Origin of the sequence: Burkholderia seminalis DSM 23518, from assembly GCF_902832885.1 — a bacterium.
Lineage (GTDB): Bacteria > Pseudomonadota > Gammaproteobacteria > Burkholderiales > Burkholderiaceae > Burkholderia > Burkholderia seminalis.
The window spans coordinates 1,321,289-1,341,095 of sequence record NZ_CADFDK010000001.1 but is presented as its reverse complement, the minus strand read 5'-3'; the positions used below and the strand labels follow the sequence as shown (position 1 = coordinate 1,341,095).

Below are 19,807 nucleotides of genomic sequence, written 5' to 3'. Positions count from 1 at the left end.
GCGTCCGCTCAGGCGGGCAGCCAGTGGGGGATCACGACCCCTTGCCAGAAGAAGAACACCGCGAGCCCCGCGGCGATCGTCACGAGCGGGCGGCGGGTTGCCGCCGACACGAGCACGGCGGCGAGCGCGCCGACGAGCTGCGGATTGCGCCAGGTCAGCTCGGCCGGGCCGCCGTGCGGCGAGACGGTCATCGGCACGATGATCGCCGTCAGCACGGTCACGGGCACGAAGCCGAGCGCGGTCCGCACGAGCGGCGGGAAGGTCAGCCGCTCGCCGAACAGGAACAGCGTCGAGCGGATCGCGTAGGTGATGACGGCCATTCCGAGGATCAGCAGCGCGTAGCTCACGATGTCGCCTCCGTGCGCGAGCCGGTGCGCCTGCGTTCGTGCAGCAACGTGAGCGTGACGCCGATCGCGACGCCGGCGGCGACCGCGCCGAGCAGCCCGAGCTTGTACGGCCAGCCCTGCCAGAAGCAGGCGAGCGTGCCGGCCGTCGCGGCCGCCGCGAAATAGCGCAACGTGCCGAGCTGCGGGACCACGATCGCGATGAAGGTCGCCGCCATCGCGAAATCGAGTCCGAGCGACTGCAGGCCCGGGAACGCCGCGCCGAAGCCGATGCCCGCGAGCGTCCAGACCTGCCAGTTCAGGTACATCGCAAGCCCGGAGCCGAAAAAGTAGTGGGGGCCAACCGTGCCGGGCGCGAAGTGCCGGTAGTGCGCATGGGCGACCGCGAACACCTCGTCGGTCATCAACGCGCCGAGCGTGGCACGCCAGCGCAGCGGCAGGTGTGCGACGTAGGGCGCGAGCGTCGCGCTGTACAGCAGGTGGCGCAGGTTCACGATCAGCGTGGTCGCGAGCACGACGACGAAGCTCGCGCTGCCCGCGATCAGGCCGAGCGCGATGAATTGCGCGGAGCCCGCGAACACGGCGAGCGACATCAGTGCGCCGTGCCATGCGGCGAGCGGGCCGCCGCCGACGAGCGTGCCGAAAATCACGCCGAACGGTGCTGCGCCGATCATCATCGGAATCGTGTCGCGCGCGCCGTCGAGCCATTCGTTGAGCGGGCGGCGAGGGGGCGAGGCGGGTGTCGGGTTCAAAGGGGCTCCTCCATGAACGGGAGGATAGCGGGCCGGTGGCGGGCCGGCTTGTATGTTCTTGCGCTCGCGAATGCGTGGGCGGCCGCGTCAGCTCGCCTGCCAGCGCCCGGGCGGAACCCCGAACATCCGTTTGAAGTGTCGCGTGAAGTGGCTCTGGTCGACGAAGCCGCTGGCCGCCGCGACGTCGGCGACGGGCACGCCCGCGCGCAGCGGCGCCAGCGCGCGCTGCAGCCGCAACTGGTTGCGCCACGCATGCGGCGGCATGCCGGTGGTGCGCGTGAACAGGCGTGCCGCGTGGAACGGCGACAGGCCGGCTGCCTGCGCGACGTCATCGAGCGTCACCGTGCACATGAGATTGGCCGCGAGCCGCTCGCGCATCGCGTCGACGCGCGGTTCGTCGGCCGCGAGCGGCGCCGGTCGCGGCCGCGCGTCGGCATGACGCACGATCAGCGTCGACAGTGCGTCGAGCATCGCCGTTTCGGCGGCGAGCGGATCGTAGATGCGCGGTGCGTCGGCTGCCGGATCGCCGGCCGGCTGCCCGTGCGCATGCGACGACAGCGCGCGCTCGCTGCCGGCTTCCATCATCCGGTGCGCGAGGGTGAGCCTGGCGGCGAGATCGGCGTCGCGAATCACGTCGGAGGCAAACCACGGCGCATCCTGCGGGCGGCCGGCGATCGCGCTCGCGAGTCCGCGGACGAATTCGACCGGCAGGTAGCTGACGCGATAGCACCAGCCTTCGTCGGTTGCGCGCGAACCCGTATGCACTTCACCGGGATTGATCACGGGCACGGTGCCCGTTTCGGCGACATAGCCGTTGCCGCGATAGGTGAAGCGTTCCGCGCCCTCGAGAATCACGGGGATCGTGTACGCGTCGTGCCAGTGCGGCGCGAACGCGTGGTCGCGATAGGTCGCCGTGAGGAGATCCGCGTCCGGCAGCAGCGGCGTGCGCCAGTAGCGTGCGGCGTCGGGAAGGCGGGTGGCGGACATGATCGGGCGCGGGAGCGGTCGGACACGACAGTGTATCGCTCGCGCGCCCGGCCGGTGTGCGCGTTACTTGACCGGAATCGTCGTGCCGGCCGGCATCGGCACCGCGGTGACGGCATTCTTCGGGCTGCCGCTGACGATCCGGTCGCTGTAGGTCAGGTAGACGATCGTGTTGCGCTTCTGGTCGACCACGCGCACGACGTGCAGCGTCTTGAAGATGAACGACATGCGTTCGCTGAACACGTCGGTCTGCTGCTTGAGCGGCTCCTTGAAGCTGATCGGCCCGACCTGCCGGCAGGCGATCGACGCCTCGCTCGGATCCTCGGCCACGCCGAGCGTGCCCTTGATCCCGCCGGTGCGGGCGCGCGATACGTAGCAGGTCACGCCGTTCACGACCGGATCGTCATACGCTTCGACGACCACGCGGTCGGAGCCCGTGACGCGGAAATGGGTGTTGACGCTGCCGACTTCCTCCGCGTGCGCGAGCGGTGCCGCGGCGAAGGCGGAGAACAGGAGGGCGAACGGGGCGGAGCGCAGGAGACGATGCTTCATCGACGGAACCGGATGCGAATGCGGGACAGAGACTCTAGCATGCGCGCGACGGGGCGATGAACGGCGGAAACGCGGAAGGGTGGCCGGAAAAACAAAAGGCCCGTCGAATGACGGGCCTTTCATTGTTTGGCTCCCCGACCTGGGCTCGAACCAGGGACCTACGGATTAACAGTCCGGCGCTCTACCGACTGAGCTATCGGGGAATAAATCGGTACATCTGCGTGCGTTGTTTCCAACAAAAAACCCGTCCACTTTCAACGGGCCTTCGTGTTTTTGGCTCCCCGACCTGGGCTCGAACCAGGGACCTACGGATTAACAGTCCGGCGCTCTACCGACTGAGCTATCGGGGAACAAACAACAACAGCAGAGAAACGAGATTGTATGGAGTGGTCGCTAACCTGTCAATACCTTCGGGCCGCGATCTACAAAAAAATTTCTGCGGCCGCCGCGCGATCAGCGCTCGAGCAGGTGCAGCTTCTCCTGCACGTCCTTCCACTCGTCCGCGTCGGCCGGTGCCGGCTTGGTCTTGGTGATCGACGGCCAGTTCTTGGCCAGCTCGGCGTTCAGCTCGGTGAACTGCTGCTGGTCGCCCGGAACGTCTTCTTCGGCATAGATCGCATTGGTCGGGCACTCGGCGACGCACACGGCGCAGTCGATGCACTCGTCCGGATCGATGGCGAGAAAGTTGGGACCTTCACGGAAGCAATCCACCGGGCACACATCCACGCAATCCGTGTATTTGCACTTGATGCAGCCTTCGGTCACAACGTGAGTCATTAAAACGCTCCTGCTTGGCGGTATATATGGGGTGGCGTTTGCGCCAAAAGCGGCATTGTAACTGAAGCGCCAAACCCGCATCGCGTGGTCGGCTATCCGGCTTATATCGTTTCGTGATTAGTTTATGGGGTGCGCAACGCAGGCGCGTGCGCGGCGCGCCTGCGCGACGGGAGCAGGGCCGCGGGCGGTTTCCCGATGGTCGGTCCCGCATTCGGGTAACATGGCCGCCTGACCGGGCGGCGCGCGGTGCGCAGGTGCCCTGTCTCGATATTGGCGGTGCCGTCACCATGATCATCACTTCGCTGCTCGACACGGATCTCTACAAGTTCACGATGATGCAGGTCGTCCTGCATCACTTTCCGGCTGCAAACGTCGAGTACCGCTTCCGGTGCCGCACGCCCGGCGTCGACCTCGTGCCGTACATCGACGAGATCCGCGACGAGGTGCGCGGCCTGTGCGCGCTGCGCTTTTCCGACGTCGAACTCGACTACCTGCGGCGGATGCGCTTCATCAAGAGCGATTTCGTCGACTTCCTCGCGCTGTTCCACCTGAACGAGAAATACATCTCGATCACGCCGTCGCCGAAGGGCAACGGCGAGATCGACATCGTGATCGAGGGGCCGTGGCTGCACACGATCCTGTTCGAGATCCCGGTGCTCGCGATCGTCAACGAAGTCTATTTCCGCAACACCCAGCGCGAGCCCGACTATCGCGAGGGCCGCGAGCGGCTGCGCGAGAAGATCAAGCTGCTCGGCGCGGAACCCGAGTTCGCCGACTGCAAGATCGCCGACTACGGCACGCGCCGGCGTTTCTCGAAGGTCTGGCACGAGGAAGTCGCGCTCACGCTGCGCGACGGGCTCGGCCCGCAGTTCGCGGGCACGAGCAACGTGCTGTACGCGATGAAGCACGACATCACGCCGCTCGGCACGATGGCGCACGAGTACCTGCAGGCATGCCAGGCGCTCGGCCCGCGGCTGCGCGATTCGCAGATCTACGGTTTCGAGATGTGGGCGAAGGAATATCGCGGCGACCTCGGGATCGCGCTGTCGGACGTCTACGGGATGGATGCGTTCCTGAACGACTTCGACATGTACTTCTGCAAGCTGTTCGACGGCGCGCGCCACGACTCGGGCGATCCGTTCGAATGGGGCGAGCGCATGCTGCGCCACTACGAGGCGAACCGCTGCGACCCGCGCACCAAGGTGCTCGTGTTCTCGGACGCGCTCGACATCCCGAAGGTCATGCAGTTGTACGAACGGTTCCGCGGGCGCTGCAAGCTCGCGTTCGGCGTCGGCACGAACCTCACCAACGATCTCGGCTACGTGCCGCTGCAGATCGTGATCAAGATGGTGCGCTGCAACGGCCAGCCGGTCGCGAAGCTGTCGGACTCGCCGGGCAAGAGCATGTGCGACGACAAGGCGTATCTCGCGTACCTGCGCCAGGTGTTCGGCATCGCGCAGCCGGTCGAGGAAGACGCGTCGAAGTGAGCGCCGGCCGTTCGGCCGAAGGTGCGTGGCGGCAGGGGCGGCCGGTATAATCGGACGGTATTGCACGCCAACGTCACGAGGACCGTTCATGGACACTTCCGCTGCCCGTCGCCAGATCCTCGCGCGCATCCGCGCGGCGCAGGGGCGCGCGGCCGAACCCGACGCAGCGGAGCGCGACGGCGTCGCCGACTATCTCGCGCGTCATCCGCCGGGCCCGCGCCCGCCGGCGCCGGCCGACCTCGTCGCCGCCTTCGTCGACGAAGCCGCGCGCCTGTCGACCACGGTCGACGAAGTCGCGACGCTGGCCGACGCGCCTGCCGCCGCCGCCCGCTATCTTTCCGCTCACGGGCTGCCGGCGCAGGCCGTCGCGTGGCGCACGCTGGCCGATCTCGACTGGGCCGGCGCCGGCCTGTCGGTCGAGTGCCGCAAGCCGCGCGACGGCGATCTCGTCGGCCTTACCGGCTGCTTTTGCGCGACCGCCGAAACGGGTTCGCTGGTACTGCTGTCCGGCCCCGACACCTATGCATCGGCCGGCCTGCTGCCGGAAACGCACATCGCGCTCGTACCGGCTTCGCGGATCGTCGCCGGGCATGAGGACGCGTTCGCGCTGATTCGCGCGGAGCGCGGCGAATTGCCGCGCGCGGTCAACTTCGTGTCGGGCCCGTCGCGCACGGGCGACATCGAGCAGACCATCGTCCTGGGCGCGCACGGCCCGTATCGCGTGCATGTGATCATCGTACGCGGCGCATGACGCGCCCGCTGCATCCGCTACCACTCGAACAAGGAAGTTCTGCATGAAACGACATGCCGCCTGGGCAGGCATGGCGTCGGGAATCGCGCTTGGCGCGGCGCCCGCGCTTGCATCGGCCGCCACGCTCGACGGTGCCGCGCTGTCCGCACTCTGGGGCATCCCGTTCGCCGGGATCCTGCTGTCGATCGCACTGTTCCCGCTCGTCGCGCCGGTGTTCTGGCATCACCACTTCGGCAAGATCGCGGCCGGCTGGGCGGTCGTGTTCCTGGTCCCGTTCGCGGTCGCGTTCGGCGCGGGCACCGCGTTCGGCACGCTCGTGCATGCGCTGCTCGAGGAATACATTCCGTTCATCGTGCTGCTCACCGCGCTCTATACGGTCGCGGGCGGCATCTGCGTGAACGGCAACCTGCACGGCTCGCCGAAGCTGAACACCGCGATCCTCGCGCTCGGCACGCTGCTCGCGAGCGTGATGGGCACGACGGGTGCCGCGATGCTGCTGATCCGGCCGCTCCTGCGCGCGAACGACAACCGCAAGCACGTCGTGCACGTCGTGATCTTCTTCATCTTCCTCGTCGCGAATGCGGGTGGCTCGCTGTCGCCGCTCGGCGATCCGCCGCTGTTCCTCGGCTTCCTGAACGGCGTGAGCTTCTTCTGGACGACGACCCATCTCGCGCTGCCGATGCTGTTCATCTGCGTCGTGCTGCTGACGCTGTTCTTCGCGCTCGATACATACTTCTACCGGAAGGGCGGCGAGGAGCGGCCGGCCGCACTCGACCCGACGCCCGACGGCGCCGCACTGTCGATCGACGGCAAGATCAACTTCGTGCTGCTCGCGGCCGTGATCGCGCTCGTGCTGATGAGCGGCGTGTGGAAGCCGGGCATCGCGTTCGACGTGTGGGGCACGCACGTCGCGCTGCAGAATCTCGTGCGCGATGTCGCGCTCGTGCTGGTGACGCTCGCGTCGCTCGCACTCACCCCGCGTTCCGCGCGCGAGGGCAATGCATTCAACTGGGCGCCGATCGAGGAAGTCGCGAAGCTGTTTGCCGGGATCTTTGTGACGATCGCGCCGGTCATCGTGATCCTGCGCGCGGGCTCGGACGGCGCGTTCGCACAGATCGTCCATCTCGTCACGGGGCCGGACGGCAAGCCGATCGACGCGATGTACTTCTGGGCGACGGGCATCCTGTCGTCGTTCCTCGACAACGCGCCGACGTATCTCGTGTTCTTCAACCTCGCGGGCGGCGATGCGCAGGCGCTGATGACGACGGGCGCATCGACGCTCGCGGCGATTTCCGCGGGTGCGGTGTTCATGGGCGCGAACAGTTATATCGGCAACGCGCCGAACTTCATGGTGAAGGCGATCGCGGAGTCGCGCGGCGTGAAGATGCCGAGCTTCTTCGCGTACCTCGGCTGGGCACTCGTGATTCTGGTCCCGGTGTTCCTGCTGACGTCGCTGATTTTCTTCCCGGCGTAACCTGACGACTTTCAACCCAGCGCGGGTGGTCCCGGCGGCGCGGCGCGCGCCGCGACCGGCTCGCGGCATACGGAGATGGCGATGCAGAAGATCCTGGTCGCGCGTCCGATCTTTCCGGACGTGATCGAACGGCTCAAGCAGTATTTCGACGTCGACTGGAACGACGGCGACGCGCTCGCGCCCGATGCGCTCGCCGCGCGTCTGGCCGACAAGGACGGCGCGCTGACGGCCGGCGACCCGGTCGGCGCGGCGACGCTCGCGGCGGCCCCGCGCCTGCGCGTCGTGGCGAACATGGCGGTCGGCTACAACAACTTCGACATGGCCGCGTTCAACGCGGCGAACGTGCTCGGCACCAATACGCCCGACGTGCTGAACGAGTCGACCGCCGATTTCGGCTGGGCGCTGATGATGGCCGCCGCACGCCGGATCGCCGAATCCGAGCACTGGTTGCGCGCCGGTCACTGGCGGAAGTGGGCGTACGACGGTTTTCTCGGCTCCGACATCTACGGCTCGACGCTCGGCGTCATCGGGATGGGCCGCATCGGCCAGGCGCTCGCGCGCCGCGCGCGCGGCTTCGGGATGCAGGTGATCTATCACAATCGTTCGCGAGTCGCGCCCGAGATCGAGGCCGAGCTGAACGCCGAGTACGTGTCGAAGGATGCGCTGCTCGCACGCGCCGATCACGTCGTGCTCGTGCTGCCGTACACGAAGGAGAACCATCACACGATCGGTGCGGCCGAGCTCGCGAAGATGAAGCCCACCGCGACGCTGACCAACATCGCGCGCGGCGGGATCGTCGACGACGCGGCGCTGGCTGCCGCGCTGCGTGACGGGACGATCGCCGCGGCCGGCCTCGACGTGTACGAGGGCGAGCCGACCGTGCATCCGGCGCTGCTCGAGGTGCCGAACGTCGTGCTGACGCCGCATATCGCGAGCGCGACCGAACAGACGCGCCGCGCGATGGCGAACCTCGCCGCCGACAACCTGATCGCCGCACTGGGCGAGGGGCCGCGCGCCGGTCAGCCGCCGAATCCGATCAACCCTGACGTGATCGGGAAGCCGCGCGCATGACGATGACGTTGTTGCTTGCGGCGGTCGTCGTGCTGGCCGTCGCGCTCGCGGTGGCGATCGTCGCGCTCGTGCGCGGCGGCGGCCGTCACGACGACGCGGCCGTACTCGGCGACCAGATCGAGGACGCCGCGCACGCGCAGGCGCGCGCGGTCGAGCGGCTCGAACGCGAATTGCGCGGGGAGATCGTCGAGAGTGCGCGCGGCTCGCGCACCGAGCTGGCCGGCAGTTTCGCGCAGCTTCAGCAGACGCTCGCCGCGCAGCTGACGAGCGTGGCGACCGTACAGAACAACCAGATCGAGGGTTTCGCGCAGCAGCTCGGCAAGCTCGTCGCCGGCAATGCGCAGCAATTCGACGCGATGCGCGAGAGCGTGCAGCGCCAGGCGCAGCAGGCGCGCGAAGAGCAGACGGGCGCGCTCCGGCTGTTCGGCGACACGTTGAACCGGCAACTCACGCAACTGACCGAGGCGAACGACCGCCGGATCGGCGAGGTGCGCGCGACGCTCGAACAACGGCTGAAGGAAATCGAGACCAACAACGCGGCGAAACTCGAGGAGATGCGCCGTACCGTCGACGAGAAACTGCATGCGACGCTCGAGCAGCGGCTCGGCGAATCGTTCAAGCTCGTGTCGGACCGGCTCGAACAGGTCCATCGCGGGCTCGGCGAAATGCAGACGCTCGCGGCCGGCGTCGGCGACCTGAAGAAGGTGCTGACCAACGTGAAGACGCGCGGCACCTGGGGCGAAGTGCAGCTCGAGGCGTTGCTCGAACAGATGCTGACGCCCGACCAGTACGCGAAGAACGTCGCAACGGTGCCGAAGAGCACCGAGCGCGTCGAATTCGCGATCCGGTTGCCGGGGCGCGACGCCGGTACGCGCGATGCGCCGCCCGTGTGGCTGCCGATCGATGCGAAATTCCCGCGCGAAGACTACGAGCGGCTGATCGATGCGCAGGAGCGCGCCGACGTGGTGGCCGTCGAGGAGGCGGCCCGTGCGCTCGAGACGCGCGTGCGGCTGGAAGCGCGCACGATCGCCGAGAAATACGTCGCGCCGCCGCACACGACCGATTTCGCGCTCCTGTTTTTGCCGACGGAAGGGCTTTACGCGGAGATTCTGCGCCGCCCCGGACTGACCGACCTGCTGCAGCGCGACTATCGCGTGACGATTGCCGGGCCGACGACGCTCACCGCGCTGCTCAACAGCCTGCAGATGGGGTTCCGCACGCTCGCGATCGAGCAGCGCTCGAGCGAGGTGTGGCAGGTGCTCGGCGCGGTCAAGACGGAATTCGGCAAGTTCGGCGACGTGCTCGCGCGCACGAAGTCGCAGCTCGAAACGGTCACGCGTTCGATCGAGGCGGCCGAGCAGCGCACGCGCGTGATGAGCCGCAAGCTGAAGCAGGTCGAGGCGCTGCCGGGCGATACGGCGGCCGGGCTGCTCGGTGCGGAAGGTGCTGACGGCGCCGATGCGGACGACGCATGACGTGAGTCGCCCACAGCAAGCGGGACGAAAAAACGGGCGCCGAGGCGCCCGTTTTCCGTTGAAGCAGTTTCTGAAGCGACCACCGGAGCGGCCGGCCCGCGCTCATTGTCCGGCGAGTGTACCCAGCGCGTCGCCCGTGACGCGGACGATGCGCCATTCGGGCAGCACGGTCGCGCCCATTTTCTCGTAGAACTCGATCGCGGGCTGGTTCCAGTCGAGGACCGACCATTCGAAGCGAGCGCAACGGCGCTCGACGGCCAGGGCCGCGAGATGACGCAGCATCGCGGTGCCGAGGCCCGTGCCGCGCTGCGACGGCTGCACGTACAGATCCTCGAGGTAGAGGCCGCGACGGCCGAGGAACGTCGAATAGTTGTGGAAGAACAGTGCATACGCGACGATCGCACCGTCGTGCTCGGCCACCCGCGCTTCGGCGGCGGGGTGTTCGCCGAACAACGCATCGGCGAGATCGGCCTCGGTCGCGACGAACAGATCCGTGAGCTTTTCGAACGCGGCCAGTTCGCGCATCAGCGCGAGGATCGCGCCGACGTCGCGTGTTTCGGCCGCGCGGATCAGCGGCGTGCCGCTCACGCTTCCTCCGGCGGATCGGACAGCACGATCTCGATGCCGCCGAAGCGCGACGCGACCCAGTTGTACGCGTGGCAGGCGATCCACAGCAGCACGAAGCCGAGAATGGCGTTCAGCAGCAGTGCGCTCAGGATCGTGCTCAGTTCGACCATCCCGTAGCGGATGTACGCGACGAGAATGCCGAGCAGCACGATCGGCACGCTGAACGTCAGATACACGAGGATCAGCGCCTTTGCGGTCTGCCCCGCGGCGATCGACGAGATTTGTTTCTTCATGTGCGGATTGCCCCCGTAGAAATATACCGATAGTGGAATTCAGATCAGGCCGTCGAGCGGCAGGATGTCGACCGGGGTGCCCGCGTCGACTGCCGCGGTATCGTGGCCCAGGACGATGAAACAGTTGGCGGCCGCGAGGCCGCTCAACGAGGCGGAACTCTGCGAGCCGGCCGGCGTGACGTGCCAGCGGCCGTCGGCGGAGCGTGTCGCGATGCCGCGCAGGTATTCGGTGCGGCCGGGGCGCTTCTTCAATGCCTGCGTGCTGAGCGCCGGGTACGTCGCCGGCGGCGGCGTCCGCGCGCCGGCCAGCGTCAGCAGCGCCGGGCGCACGATCGCGTAGAACGTCACGGCCGACGCGACCGGATTGCCGGGCAGCCCGAAGAAGAGCGCGTGACCGGTGCCGCCGGCCGCACGCGCGAGCGTGTCGCAGGCGAGCGGCCGGCCGGGCCGCAGCGCGAGGCTCGCGAACGTCACGTCGCCGAGTTTTGCCATCACGTCACGCGTGAAGTCGGCTTCCCCGACCGAGACGCCGCCCGACGTGATCACCGCGTCGGCCTGCACGTCGATGGCGTCGCGCAACGCGGCTTCGAGCGCGGCCGGGTCGTCGCGAACGATCCCGAGATCGAGCGCGTCGACATGCAGCCTTTCCAGCATCGCGATCAGCATGCCGCGATTGCTGTCGTACAGCGCGCCGCGGGCGAGCGGTTCACCGGGTTCGCGCAGCTCGTCACCGGTCGAGAACACGGCGACGCGCACGCGGCGGCGCACCGTGACGTCGGTGACGCCGAACGAGGCGAGCAGGCCGAGATCCGACGGGCGCAGAATGCGGCCCGCGGCGAGCGCACAGGCGCCGCGCGCGAGATCCTCGCCGGCCTTGCGGCAGTTCGCGCCGCGCGAGACTTCGTGCGCGCCGAAACGGATCGTGTCGCCGTCGATGCGCACGCGTTCCTGCGGAATCACCGTGTCGCATCCGGCCGGCATCGGCGCGCCCGTCATGATGCGCACGCACGAGCCGGCTGCCACGGCGCCATCGAACGGATGACCCGCGAACGCGGTGCCGGCGACCGTCATCGCGATGTCGCCCTGCGGCGTCGCGGGCGCGCCGGCGCTGCCGTCGAATGCGTAGCCGTCCATCGCCGAGTTGTCGTACGCGGGAATGTCGAACGGTGCGTTCACGTCAGCCACGAGCACGCGGTCGAGCGCATCACGCAGCATCACCGTGTCGCACGCGTCGACCGGCGCCGCGAAACGGCACGCGAGTGCCTGTGCGTCGGCGAGCGACAGCGGGGCATCGGAATCGGGTGCGGCTCGGGAGGCGGGCGAGGATTGCGTGATCATCAGTCGGACTGCGCCGCAAGGCGTATCGGGTTCGTGGCCGGTGGCGCGAGGAGGGTGCCTGGGCGCGAGTGTCGCGTGCGGCGGGCACCGGGCGGGAGCGGCACGGACGCGCCGTCAGCGACGGGCCAGCGCGGCGAGATCCTGCCAGGAATTGGCATTGTAAAACGCACGCTCGTCGCGAAACTCGACTTCGACCGTCTTGTGGCGTGCGTACCACGCACGCACCTTGCGGTCGCCGGCCGCGAGCCGGGCGGCCAGATCGTCGGCCAGCGACGTGCGCAGCAGCGCGAACGTCGGTTGCGGCGAGCGCGCCTGCTGCGCATCGACGGTCACGGCCATCGCGATGTCGGCCTGTTGCGCGTCGAGCGCCGCGTGCAGCCGCGCGACGAGGTCGGCGGGCAGGTAGGGCGTATCGCACGGCGAGCACGCGACGAGCGGCGCGCGCGCCACCCGCATGCCGGCGAGCAGGCCCGCGAGCGGACCGGGGAAGTCGGTTGTGTCGTCCGCGACGATGCGCGCGCCGAACGGCGCGCCGAGCTCGGCATAGCGATCGGCGTGGCGATTCGCGCTGATCAGCGTCTCGTCGACCTGCGGCGACAGCCGGCGCAGCACATGCAGCGCGAGCGGCGTGCCGTCGAGCAACTGCAGGCCCTTGTCGACGCCGTCCATGCGCGTGGCGCGCCCGCCTGCGAGCAGCAGGCCGGCGATCGAGGGGGAGGCGGAAGCGGGCATCGCGCGAAAGCGGAACGGGGCGGCGTGCGTCAGCCGCCGATATACGACATTTCGACACGCTTGCCGGTGCCGTCGGGCATGGCCTCGGCCGATGCGCTGCCACGCAGCTGCGAATAGCGATCGGTGCGGGCCTGCCAGATGCGGGCGATCGCGGTCGCGATCTCGGCGTCGGTCGCGCCGCCGCGCACGAGCGCGCGCAGGTCGTGACCCGTCGACGCGAACAGGCACAGGTACAGCTTGCCTTCGGTCGACAGCCGCGCGCGCGTGCAGTCCCCGCAAAAGGCCTGGGTGACGCTCGAGATCACGCCGATCTCGCCGCTGCCGTCCGCATAACCCCAGCGTTGCGCGGTTTCGGCCGCCGTGTGCGCGTCGAGCGGCACCAGCGGGAAATGTTCGGCGATCCGCGCGACGACGTCGGCCGACGGCAGCACCTCGGTCATGTTCCAGCCGTTCGACGTGCCGACGTCCATGTATTCGATGAAGCGCAGGACCACGCCGGTGCCGCGGAAACGCTCGGCCATCGGCAGGATCTCGCTGTCGTTGGTGCCGCGCTTCACCACCATGTTGACCTTGACCGGCGCGAGGCCGGCCGCCTGCGCGGCGAAGATGCCGTCGAGCACGTCGGCACTCGCGAACTCGGCATCGTTCATGCGCTTGAACAGCGCGTCGTCGAGCGCGTCGAGGCTGACCGTCACGCGTGTGAGCCCGGCGTCCTTCAGCGCACGCGCCTTGCGCGCGAGCAGCGAGCCGTTGGTGGTCAGCGTCAGGTCGAGCGGGCGGCCGGCGTGCGTCGTCAGGCGCGCGAGGCGCTCGATCAGGAATTCGAGATTCTTGCGCAGCAGCGGCTCGCCGCCCGTGATGCGGATCTTCTCGACGCCGTGTGCGACAAAGAGTCGCGCCACGCGCTCGATCTCCTCGTGCGTGAGCAGGGCGCTGTGCGGCAGGAACGGGTAGTCCTTGTCGAAGACCGCGCGCGGCATGCAGTACACGCAACGGAAGTTGCAGCGGTCCGTCACCGAAATGCGCAGGTCGCGCAGCGGCCTGGCGAGCGTGTCGGCCAGCGTGCCGTCGGGGGCATGCGCGACGCCGGAGACGTCCGGCATCCCGCTGACGTCGGCGAGGGGAATGATGCGTCGGGACATGTTGAAAGAAGTGCGAATCAGACCTCCATTTTAGCCGCAAGCGGCCGGCGGGTCCGGTGGGCGGAAACCCGCAGCGCGGACATGAAAAAGCCCGCCGGAGGCGGGCTTTTCCTGGTCGGGCGATGCGACTTAGTGATGCGTCGTTTCGACCTGCTGCATCGGGGCCGTATCGGCCGGCGGCAGCACCTTGCGTTCGCGCGGCACGCGGGCCGGGCGCGGGAGCTGCGACGCGGCTTCCTGCGCGGCAGCGAGCTTGCCGGCGTCCGTGTTCACCCAGACGAGGCCGGCTTGCTCCAGCACGGCGTCCAGGCTCGCCGAAGCGGGCGCGGCTGCCGGTTGCGCGGGAGCGGCTGCCGGCGCCGGTGCGGCGGCGACCTCGACCGGCGCAACGGCGACCGGTGCCGGTTCGACTGCCACCGGAGCGGCTTCGATCGCTACGGCCGGCGCGGCTTGCTCGACGGGCGCCGGCTGCGGCGCCTCGACAGCGACCGGGGCCGCGGCCGGGACTGCCGGCACTTCGAACGCGTCGGTCGGCGAAACCGCGACCGGAGCCGGACCGGCTTCGGCGACGACGGCCGGTGCAACCGGCGCCGGTTCCGCGACCTGCACGGCGACGGCCGGCTCGACCGGAGCCGCTTCGACGGGTGCCGGCGCCGGGGTTTCGACAGTGGCCGGAGCAGCATGCTGCTCGACGACTGCTTCCACGACGACCGCGCTTGCCACGGCTGCGACGACTGCCGGCGCGGCCGTGTGGGCCGGTTCGACAGCGGCCGGTGCCGCCGGCGTCACGGCTTGCACGGCGCCTTCGCCATCCGCGCCTTGCTCGGCCTGGTCGACGACCGTGCCGTCTTCTTCGCGCTCACGACGACCGCCGCGGCGGCCGCGACGGCGACGACGGCGCTCTTCGCCGTCGCGCGCGACGGCTTCCGCATCGGCTGCCAGATCGGCGCCGGGCAGGGCCTCCGCAACGGCCTTGTCGTCTTCCGGTTCCGGGTGGTTTTCACCGCGGTTGACGGTCTCGAGCGTGGCCGCATGCTGGGTCGGCTTGCGGCGCTCGCCGCGCTCGCGACGCTCGCCGCGTTCCTGGCGCTCGCCGCGGCCGGTTGCCTCGACGGCGTCCGCCTGCTCGGCACGCTCGCGCGGTTCGCGGTTCTCGCGCGGTTCGCGCGGCTCACGGCTTTCACGCGGCTCGCGGCCTTCGCGCGGGCCACGGCCCTCGCGACCTTCGCGGCCCTCACGACCTTCGCGACCTTCGCGACCTTCGCGACCTTCACGCAGCTCACGGCCCTCGCGCGGCTCACGGCCTTCACGCGGTTCGCGCACTTCCTTGCCTTCGCGTTCCTGGCGTTGCGGCTGGCCACGGCCTGCCGCTGCCTGATCGCGGCCGCCTTGCGCCTGCTGCGCGCCGCCGCGGCGGTTGCGATTGCGATCGCCGCCGCGCTGCTCGGTCTTTTCGGTCCGCTCGCGGGCCGGACGGGCCGCCTGCTCCTTCGCCGGTGCCGGAGCAACCGGTGCGGGCGCCGGTGCCGGCGCGACGCCGAACAGGCCCTTCAGCCAGCCGATGAAGCCGCCGCTTGCCGCGGCGACAGGGGCAGCCGGGGCGGGCGCGGCCACCGGTTCGACCGGGCGCTGCGGCGCCGGGCTCGGGGCCGGACGCTCGGGCGTGATGCCCTTGACCGCGGCTTCCTGCTTCGGCTTTACTTCCGCGGCGCGCTTGCTGTAGCCGGTTTCCGACTCGAGTTCGCGGGCGGCTTCCTCGGCCATCTTCCACGACGCGCGCGGATCGTCGAGGCGCGCATCGTCGTGACGCAGGCGCTCGAGCTTATAGTGCGGCGTATCGAGGTGCTTGTTCGGGATCAGCACGATGCCGACCTTGAAGCGCGACTCGATCTTGTTGATTTCCTGACGCTTTTCGTTGAGCAGGAAGGCGGTCACCTCGACCGGCACCTGGCAGTGGATCGCCGCGGTGTTTTCCTTCATCGCTTCTTCCTGAATGATCCGCAGGACCTGCAGCGCGGACGATTCGGTATCGCGGATGTGGCCGGTGCCGTTACAGCGCGGGCAGGTCACGTGGCTGCCTTCCGACAGGGCCGGACGCAGGCGCTGGCGCGACAGCTCCATCAGGCCGAAGCGGGAGATCTTGCCCATCTGCACGCGCGCCCGGTCGTGCTTGAGCGCATCTTTCAGGCGCTGCTCGACTTCACGCTGGCTCTTCGCCGATTCCATGTCGATGAAATCGATCACGATCAGGCCGCCGAGGTCACGCAGGCGTAGCTGGCGGGCGACTTCGTCGGCCGCTTCGAGGTTCGTGCGGGTCGCCGTTTCCTCGATGTCCGCGCCCTTGGTCGCGCGCGCCGAGTTCACGTCGATCGCGACGAGCGCTTCGGTGTGGTCGATCACGATCGCGCCGCCCGACGGCAGCGGCACCGTACGCGAGTACGCGGTTTCGATCTGATGCTCGATCTGGAAGCGCGAGAACAGCGGCACGTCGTCGTGGTAGCGCTTCACCTTCGACACGTTGTCCGGCATCACGATATCCATGAACGCACGGGCCTGATCGTGGATCTCGGTCGTGTCGATCAGGATTTCGCCGATATCGGGCTGGAAATAGTCCCGGATCGCGCGGATCACGAGGCTCGATTCCAGATAGATCAGCATCGGCTGGCCGGCATTGCCGCTTTGCGACGCCGCTTCGATCGCGCGCCACAGCTGCAGCAGGTAGTTCAGGTCCCACTGCAGTTCCTCGGCGCTGCGGCCGATGCCCGCGGTACGGGCGATCATGCTCATGCCGTCCGGGATCTGCAGTTGCGCCATCGTTTCGCGCAGTTCCTGGCGCTCGTCGCCCTCGATCCGGCGCGACACGCCGCCGCCGCGCGGATTGTTCGGCATCAGCACGAGGTAACGGCCGGCGAGCGAGATGAAGGTGGTGAGGGCGGCGCCCTTGTTGCCACGCTCTTCCTTCTCGACCTGGACGATCAGCTCCTGGCCTTCGCGCAGGGCATCCTGGATGCGCGCGGAGCGCATGTCGATGCCTTCCTTGAAGTACTGGCGGGCGACTTCCTTGAACGGCAGGAAGCCGTGGCGGTCTTCGCCGTAGTTGACGAAGCACGCCTCGAGCGAAGGCTCGATACGGGTGATGACACCTTTGTAGATATTGCCTTTGCGCTGTTCGCGCCCGGCTGTCTCGATGTCGATGTCGATGAGCTTTTGCCCATCGACGATGGCGACGCGCAGCTCCTCCTGCTGCGTCGCATTGAACAGCATGCGTTTCATGAACGGCTCCAGGCGGCTCCGCTGCCGGCGCCTCGCGGTTGTCAGTCGCGAGGGCGGGAACGACGGCAGGCCGCACCTTGTTGTGTTGTCACGAGCACGCTGGAGCGGGAACGATGGCGGGGAGAATTGCCTGAAGAGGCGCTTGGGCCCGAAAGACGGAGCCGGCGGCCATAGGGCACCTGCGAATACGGCTTCAAAGCACGGCGTTCACACACCGCACGCTGCAAAAGCGCGCTAAGCCTGAGTCCGGGCATTGCCACGGGCGCGCACAATGCGTCGCGCGCGCCGACGGGCGGCAGATGCTGCGGCTTGGGCCGCAGCGGGGAGTATCGAATCCAGCCCGACTTTCCCGCTTGGGGTGTACTTCCCTGGTTTGACGTCGCCAAGTCCCGCACGCTTCGCGGGACCAAATCGGGCGCAACGCCGTAATTTTCGCAACCGGCAGCCTGCGGACGCACTTCGCGCCGTCGGGCTGCCGATCAAATTCTTTTCAACCAACTTTCCGTTACCGCGGCGCCTTGCCGACCGAATCCGCCTGTGGGCGCGATCCTTGCCGACGGGCGGCGCCGTGCGTGCAACTTGCTGCATCTCTTTGATTAGGGGTGAGCAGCGGACCCCCGGCGCAAGTAAAATAACGGTTTGCGCTTGCGCCTTGCCCGATTCAGCCGGGGCCGGCCGGTCAGGCCACCCACAACGTCAGGCTGGGCAAAATTATATTCAGTATGAATGAGTTAGGCAAAATATCCCAGAATTCGGTCGCAAGCGGCCAGGTATCGATGATCGAGATCGACGAAAACTCGGCCGGTCAGCGTATCGACAACTTCCTGTTGCGCGTCTGTAAAGGCGTGCCGAAAAGCCATATTTACCGGATCCTCCGCAGCGGCGAAGTGCGCGTGAACAAGGGCCGGATCGATGCGCAGTACCGCCTGGCGCTGGGCGACATCGTCCGCGTGCCGCCCGTACGGGTGGCGGCAGCCGACCTGGCGCGCGCCGACACGCCGGTCGTGCCGCCCGCGAATTTCGACGTGCTGTACGAGGACGACGCGATGCTCGTCATCGACAAGCCGGCCGGCGTCGCCGTGCACGGCGGCAGCGGCGTCGCGTTCGGCGTGATCGAGCAGATGCGCCAGGCGCGCCCGCGCGCGAAATTCCTCGAACTCGTGCACCGGCTCGACCGCGAGACGTCCGGGATCCTGATGCTCGCGAAAAAGCGCACGGCGCTGGTCGGCCTGCACGAACAGATCCGCGAGAACCGGATGGACAAGCGTTACTTCGCGTGCGCGCACGGCGAATGGCAGCCCGACTGGGGCCGCCGCCGCGCGGTCAAGGCGCCGCTGTTCAAGTATTCGACCCCGGAAGGGGAGCGCCGCGTGCGCGTGCAGGACGACGGGCTGGCGTCCCATACGGTGTTCAACCTCGTCGACCGCTGGTCCGACTATGTGCTCGTCGAGGCGGAACTCAAAACGGGTCGGACCCATCAGATCCGCGTGCACCTCGCGCATCTCGGCCTGCCGATCGCCGGCGACGCCAAGTATGGCGATTTCGCACTGAACAAGGCGCTGGCGCGCGCGAACGCGCAACCGTCACTGAAGCGGATGTTCCTGCATGCGCACCGGCTGCGGCTTGCGCATCCGCTGACCGGCGAGGCGCTGCAGTTCGACGCGCCGCTGCCGGACGAATGCCGGCGCTTCCTCGATCAACTCAGCGCACTGCGCGATACCGCCTGAACCGCATGGCTCGACAGCAATTTGACCTGATCGTCTTCGACTGGGACGGCACGCTGATGGATTCGACTGCGCACATCGCGCACAGCATCCAGGCCGCGTGCCGCGATCTCGGCCTTCCCACGCCGTCCGACGAGGCGTCGCGCTACGTGATCGGCCTCGGCCTGCGCGACGCGCTGCAGATTACCGCTCCGACCCTCGATCCGTCCGAGTACGCGAGGCTCGCCGAGCGCTACCGCTATCACTATCTGCTCGACGACCAGCGCATCGAGCTGTTCGCCGGCGTGCGCGAACTGCTTGCCGAGCTGCGCGACACGGGCTACCTGCTCGCGGTGGCGACCGGCAAGGGGCGGGTGGGGCTGAACCGCGTGCTCGACCAGTCGAAGCTGACGAGCCTGTTCGACGCGACGCGCTGCGCGGACGAGACGTTCTCGAAACCGCACCCGGCGATGCTGCACGAATTGTCGCGAGAATTGGGGCAGGATCTGGCGCGCACCGTGATGATCGGCGATACGACGCACGACCTGCAGATGGCCGCGAGCGCCGGGGCGGCCGGTGTCGGTGTCGCGTATGGCGCGCATACGGCCGATGCGCTGGCGGCGCTCGCGCCTCGCTTCGTCGCGCCCGATGTCGGTGCGCTGGCCGAATGGCTGAGGGAGCACGCATGAGCGCGGCGCCGGACGCCGTGCGCGTGTGCGCATCGGATGCGCTGGCCGACGGCGGCGCCGGCGTGCGCGTCGACGCGACGCTGCGCGGCGAGCAGGCCGTCGTGTTCTTCGTGCGCTACGACGGCCGCGCGTACGGCTACCTGAACCGCTGCGCGCATGTGCCGATGGAGCTCGACTGGGCCGAAGGGCAGTTCTTCGAGTCGTCGGGCCTTTACCTGATGTGCGCGACGCACGGCGCGATCTATGCGCCGGATACCGGCAAGTGTGTCGGCGGCCCGTGCCGCGGCGGCCGCTTGCGCCCGGTCGAGGTCGACGAACGGGACACGCCCGACGGCCGTGCGGTATTCTGGGTGCCGGATGCCGACCTGCATCCCGCCACTTCCGCCACGACCGACTGACGACA

At 68.4% G+C, this 19,807-nt stretch carries 19 protein-coding genes and 2 tRNA genes; 8 read left to right on the top strand and 13 right to left on the bottom strand.

The window, feature by feature from the left end:
• Positions 1-8: 8 nt before the first annotated feature.
• The 7 genes from HWX00_RS06240 to fdxA form a co-directional block, all read right to left on the bottom strand.
• The gene (locus HWX00_RS06240) at positions 9-347 is read right to left on the bottom strand and encodes an AzlD domain-containing protein (protein ID WP_049028167.1); all 339 of its coding nucleotides are present in this window, start codon (positions 345-347) and stop codon (positions 9-11) included.
• Positions 344-1,096, bottom strand: a complete 753-nt coding sequence (locus HWX00_RS06235; protein WP_034186477.1) for an AzlC family ABC transporter permease — start codon at positions 1,094-1,096, stop codon at positions 344-346. The genes HWX00_RS06240 and HWX00_RS06235 overlap by 4 nt, the downstream gene beginning before the upstream one ends.
• 87 nt (positions 1,097-1,183) lie before the next feature.
• Complete coding sequence (locus tag HWX00_RS06230; RefSeq protein ID WP_124670470.1) at positions 1,184-2,083, bottom strand: AraC family transcriptional regulator; 900 nt, start codon at positions 2,081-2,083, stop codon at positions 1,184-1,186.
• A 63-nt stretch (positions 2,084-2,146) separates the two neighbouring features.
• Entirely contained in the window at positions 2,147-2,632 is a 486-nt protein-coding gene (locus HWX00_RS06225; protein WP_034186479.1) for a CreA family protein, read from the bottom strand.
• A 127-nt stretch (positions 2,633-2,759) separates the two neighbouring features.
• A tRNA-Asn gene (locus HWX00_RS06220) sits at positions 2,760-2,835 on the bottom strand.
• 71 nt (positions 2,836-2,906) lie between these two features.
• Positions 2,907-2,982, bottom strand: a tRNA-Asn gene (locus HWX00_RS06215).
• Between the two features lie 103 nt (positions 2,983-3,085).
• Positions 3,086-3,409: a ferredoxin FdxA gene (gene fdxA / locus HWX00_RS06210; RefSeq protein WP_006753067.1), complete on the bottom strand. Its 324-nt coding sequence runs from the start codon at positions 3,407-3,409 to the stop codon at positions 3,086-3,088.
• 287 nt (positions 3,410-3,696) lie between these two features.
• Here fdxA and pncB point away from each other — a divergent pair, with 287 nt between their 5' ends.
• The 5 genes from pncB (at position 3,697) to HWX00_RS06185 (ending at position 9,667) form a co-directional block, all read left to right on the top strand.
• Entirely contained in the window at positions 3,697-4,896 is a 1,200-nt protein-coding gene (gene pncB / locus HWX00_RS06205; protein WP_034186480.1) for a nicotinate phosphoribosyltransferase, read from the top strand.
• A gap of 88 nt (positions 4,897-4,984) precedes the next feature.
• Positions 4,985-5,647, top strand: coding sequence for a LutC/YkgG family protein (locus HWX00_RS06200; RefSeq protein WP_034186481.1), 663 nt, complete (start codon positions 4,985-4,987; stop codon positions 5,645-5,647).
• A gap of 43 nt (positions 5,648-5,690) precedes the next feature.
• Complete coding sequence (locus tag HWX00_RS06195) at positions 5,691-7,121, top strand: sodium:proton antiporter (RefSeq protein WP_059560721.1); 1,431 nt, start codon at positions 5,691-5,693, stop codon at positions 7,119-7,121.
• Positions 7,122-7,202: 81 nt separating this feature from the next.
• Positions 7,203-8,192, top strand: coding sequence for a 2-hydroxyacid dehydrogenase (locus HWX00_RS06190; RefSeq protein WP_034186752.1), 990 nt, complete (start codon positions 7,203-7,205; stop codon positions 8,190-8,192).
• On the top strand, positions 8,189-9,667 hold the full coding sequence (locus HWX00_RS06185) for a DNA recombination protein RmuC (protein WP_049034188.1): 1,479 nt from the start codon (positions 8,189-8,191) through the stop codon (positions 9,665-9,667). The genes HWX00_RS06190 and HWX00_RS06185 overlap by 4 nt, the downstream gene beginning before the upstream one ends.
• 102 nt (positions 9,668-9,769) lie before the next feature.
• Here the strand turns inward: HWX00_RS06185 and HWX00_RS06180 are convergent, their stop codons facing one another.
• The 6 genes from HWX00_RS06180 to HWX00_RS06155 all read right to left on the bottom strand — a co-directional run bounded on the left by HWX00_RS06180 (position 9,770) and on the right by HWX00_RS06155 (position 17,012).
• Positions 9,770-10,255, bottom strand: coding sequence for a GNAT family N-acetyltransferase (locus HWX00_RS06180; protein WP_175028361.1), 486 nt, complete (start codon positions 10,253-10,255; stop codon positions 9,770-9,772).
• Positions 10,252-10,527: a hypothetical protein gene (locus HWX00_RS06175; protein WP_006476519.1), complete on the bottom strand. Its 276-nt coding sequence runs from the start codon at positions 10,525-10,527 to the stop codon at positions 10,252-10,254. Before HWX00_RS06175 ends, HWX00_RS06180 begins: the two co-directional genes overlap by 4 nt.
• 39 nt (positions 10,528-10,566) lie before the next feature.
• The gene (gene moeA / locus HWX00_RS06170) at positions 10,567-11,865 is read right to left on the bottom strand and encodes a molybdopterin molybdotransferase MoeA (protein WP_175028362.1); all 1,299 of its coding nucleotides are present in this window, start codon (positions 11,863-11,865) and stop codon (positions 10,567-10,569) included.
• Between the two features lie 114 nt (positions 11,866-11,979).
• Positions 11,980-12,597: a molybdenum cofactor guanylyltransferase MobA gene (gene mobA, locus HWX00_RS06165; RefSeq protein WP_059560716.1), complete on the bottom strand. Its 618-nt coding sequence runs from the start codon at positions 12,595-12,597 to the stop codon at positions 11,980-11,982.
• A 29-nt stretch (positions 12,598-12,626) separates the two neighbouring features.
• Complete coding sequence (gene moaA / locus HWX00_RS06160) at positions 12,627-13,739, bottom strand: GTP 3',8-cyclase MoaA (RefSeq protein ID WP_034186487.1); 1,113 nt, start codon at positions 13,737-13,739, stop codon at positions 12,627-12,629.
• Between the two features lie 129 nt (positions 13,740-13,868).
• Entirely contained in the window at positions 13,869-17,012 is a 3,144-nt protein-coding gene (locus tag HWX00_RS06155; RefSeq protein ID WP_175028363.1) for an Rne/Rng family ribonuclease, read from the bottom strand.
• 722 nt (positions 17,013-17,734) lie between these two features.
• On the opposite strand from HWX00_RS06155, the gene HWX00_RS06150 reads away from it, so the two are divergent.
• From HWX00_RS06150 to HWX00_RS06140, 3 genes are read left to right on the top strand one after another with little or no spacing between them, the layout of a single operon-like run.
• Positions 17,735-18,739 carry an RluA family pseudouridine synthase gene (locus tag HWX00_RS06150; RefSeq protein WP_034186489.1) on the top strand — a complete coding sequence of 335 codons (1,005 nt, stop codon included), beginning with the start codon at positions 17,735-17,737 and terminating at the stop codon, positions 18,737-18,739.
• Positions 18,740-18,744: 5 nt separating this feature from the next.
• On the top strand, positions 18,745-19,404 hold the full coding sequence (locus HWX00_RS06145) for an HAD-IA family hydrolase (RefSeq protein ID WP_049030461.1): 660 nt from the start codon (positions 18,745-18,747) through the stop codon (positions 19,402-19,404).
• A complete protein-coding gene (locus HWX00_RS06140) occupies positions 19,401-19,802 on the top strand; it encodes a Rieske (2Fe-2S) protein (RefSeq protein ID WP_049030459.1) in 402 nt (133 codons plus the stop codon). Before HWX00_RS06145 ends, HWX00_RS06140 begins: the two co-directional genes overlap by 4 nt.
• The last annotated feature ends 5 nt before the right edge of the window (positions 19,803-19,807 follow it).

What these genes read in the sequence shown, in the direction of transcription:
- HWX00_RS06230 (WP_124670470.1), bottom strand. Translation starts at nt 2,083, where the DNA reads ATGTCCGCCACCCGCCTTCCCGACGCCGCACGCTACTGGCGCACGCCG.
- HWX00_RS06225 (WP_034186479.1), bottom strand. Translation starts at nt 2,632, where the DNA reads ATGAAGCATCGTCTCCTGCGCTCCGCCCCGTTCGCCCTCCTGTTCTCC.
- fdxA (WP_006753067.1), bottom strand. Translation starts at nt 3,409, where the DNA reads ATGACTCACGTTGTGACCGAAGGCTGCATCAAGTGCAAATACACGGAT.
- pncB (WP_034186480.1), top strand. Translation starts at nt 3,697, where the DNA reads ATGATCATCACTTCGCTGCTCGACACGGATCTCTACAAGTTCACGATG.
- HWX00_RS06200 (WP_034186481.1), top strand. Translation starts at nt 4,985, where the DNA reads ATGGACACTTCCGCTGCCCGTCGCCAGATCCTCGCGCGCATCCGCGCG.
- HWX00_RS06195 (WP_059560721.1), top strand. Translation starts at nt 5,691, where the DNA reads ATGAAACGACATGCCGCCTGGGCAGGCATGGCGTCGGGAATCGCGCTT.
- HWX00_RS06190 (WP_034186752.1), top strand. Translation starts at nt 7,203, where the DNA reads ATGCAGAAGATCCTGGTCGCGCGTCCGATCTTTCCGGACGTGATCGAA.
- HWX00_RS06185 (WP_049034188.1), top strand. Translation starts at nt 8,189, where the DNA reads ATGACGATGACGTTGTTGCTTGCGGCGGTCGTCGTGCTGGCCGTCGCG.
- HWX00_RS06175 (WP_006476519.1), bottom strand. Translation starts at nt 10,527, where the DNA reads ATGAAGAAACAAATCTCGTCGATCGCCGCGGGGCAGACCGCAAAGGCG.
- moeA (WP_175028362.1), bottom strand. Translation starts at nt 11,865, where the DNA reads ATGATCACGCAATCCTCGCCCGCCTCCCGAGCCGCACCCGATTCCGAT.
- mobA (WP_059560716.1), bottom strand. Translation starts at nt 12,597, where the DNA reads ATGCCCGCTTCCGCCTCCCCCTCGATCGCCGGCCTGCTGCTCGCAGGC.
- moaA (WP_034186487.1), bottom strand. Translation starts at nt 13,739, where the DNA reads ATGTCCCGACGCATCATTCCCCTCGCCGACGTCAGCGGGATGCCGGAC.
- HWX00_RS06155 (WP_175028363.1), bottom strand. Translation starts at nt 17,012, where the DNA reads ATGAAACGCATGCTGTTCAATGCGACGCAGCAGGAGGAGCTGCGCGTC.
- HWX00_RS06150 (WP_034186489.1), top strand. Translation starts at nt 17,735, where the DNA reads ATGAATGAGTTAGGCAAAATATCCCAGAATTCGGTCGCAAGCGGCCAG.
- HWX00_RS06145 (WP_049030461.1), top strand. Translation starts at nt 18,745, where the DNA reads ATGGCTCGACAGCAATTTGACCTGATCGTCTTCGACTGGGACGGCACG.
- HWX00_RS06140 (WP_049030459.1), top strand. Translation starts at nt 19,401, where the DNA reads ATGAGCGCGGCGCCGGACGCCGTGCGCGTGTGCGCATCGGATGCGCTG.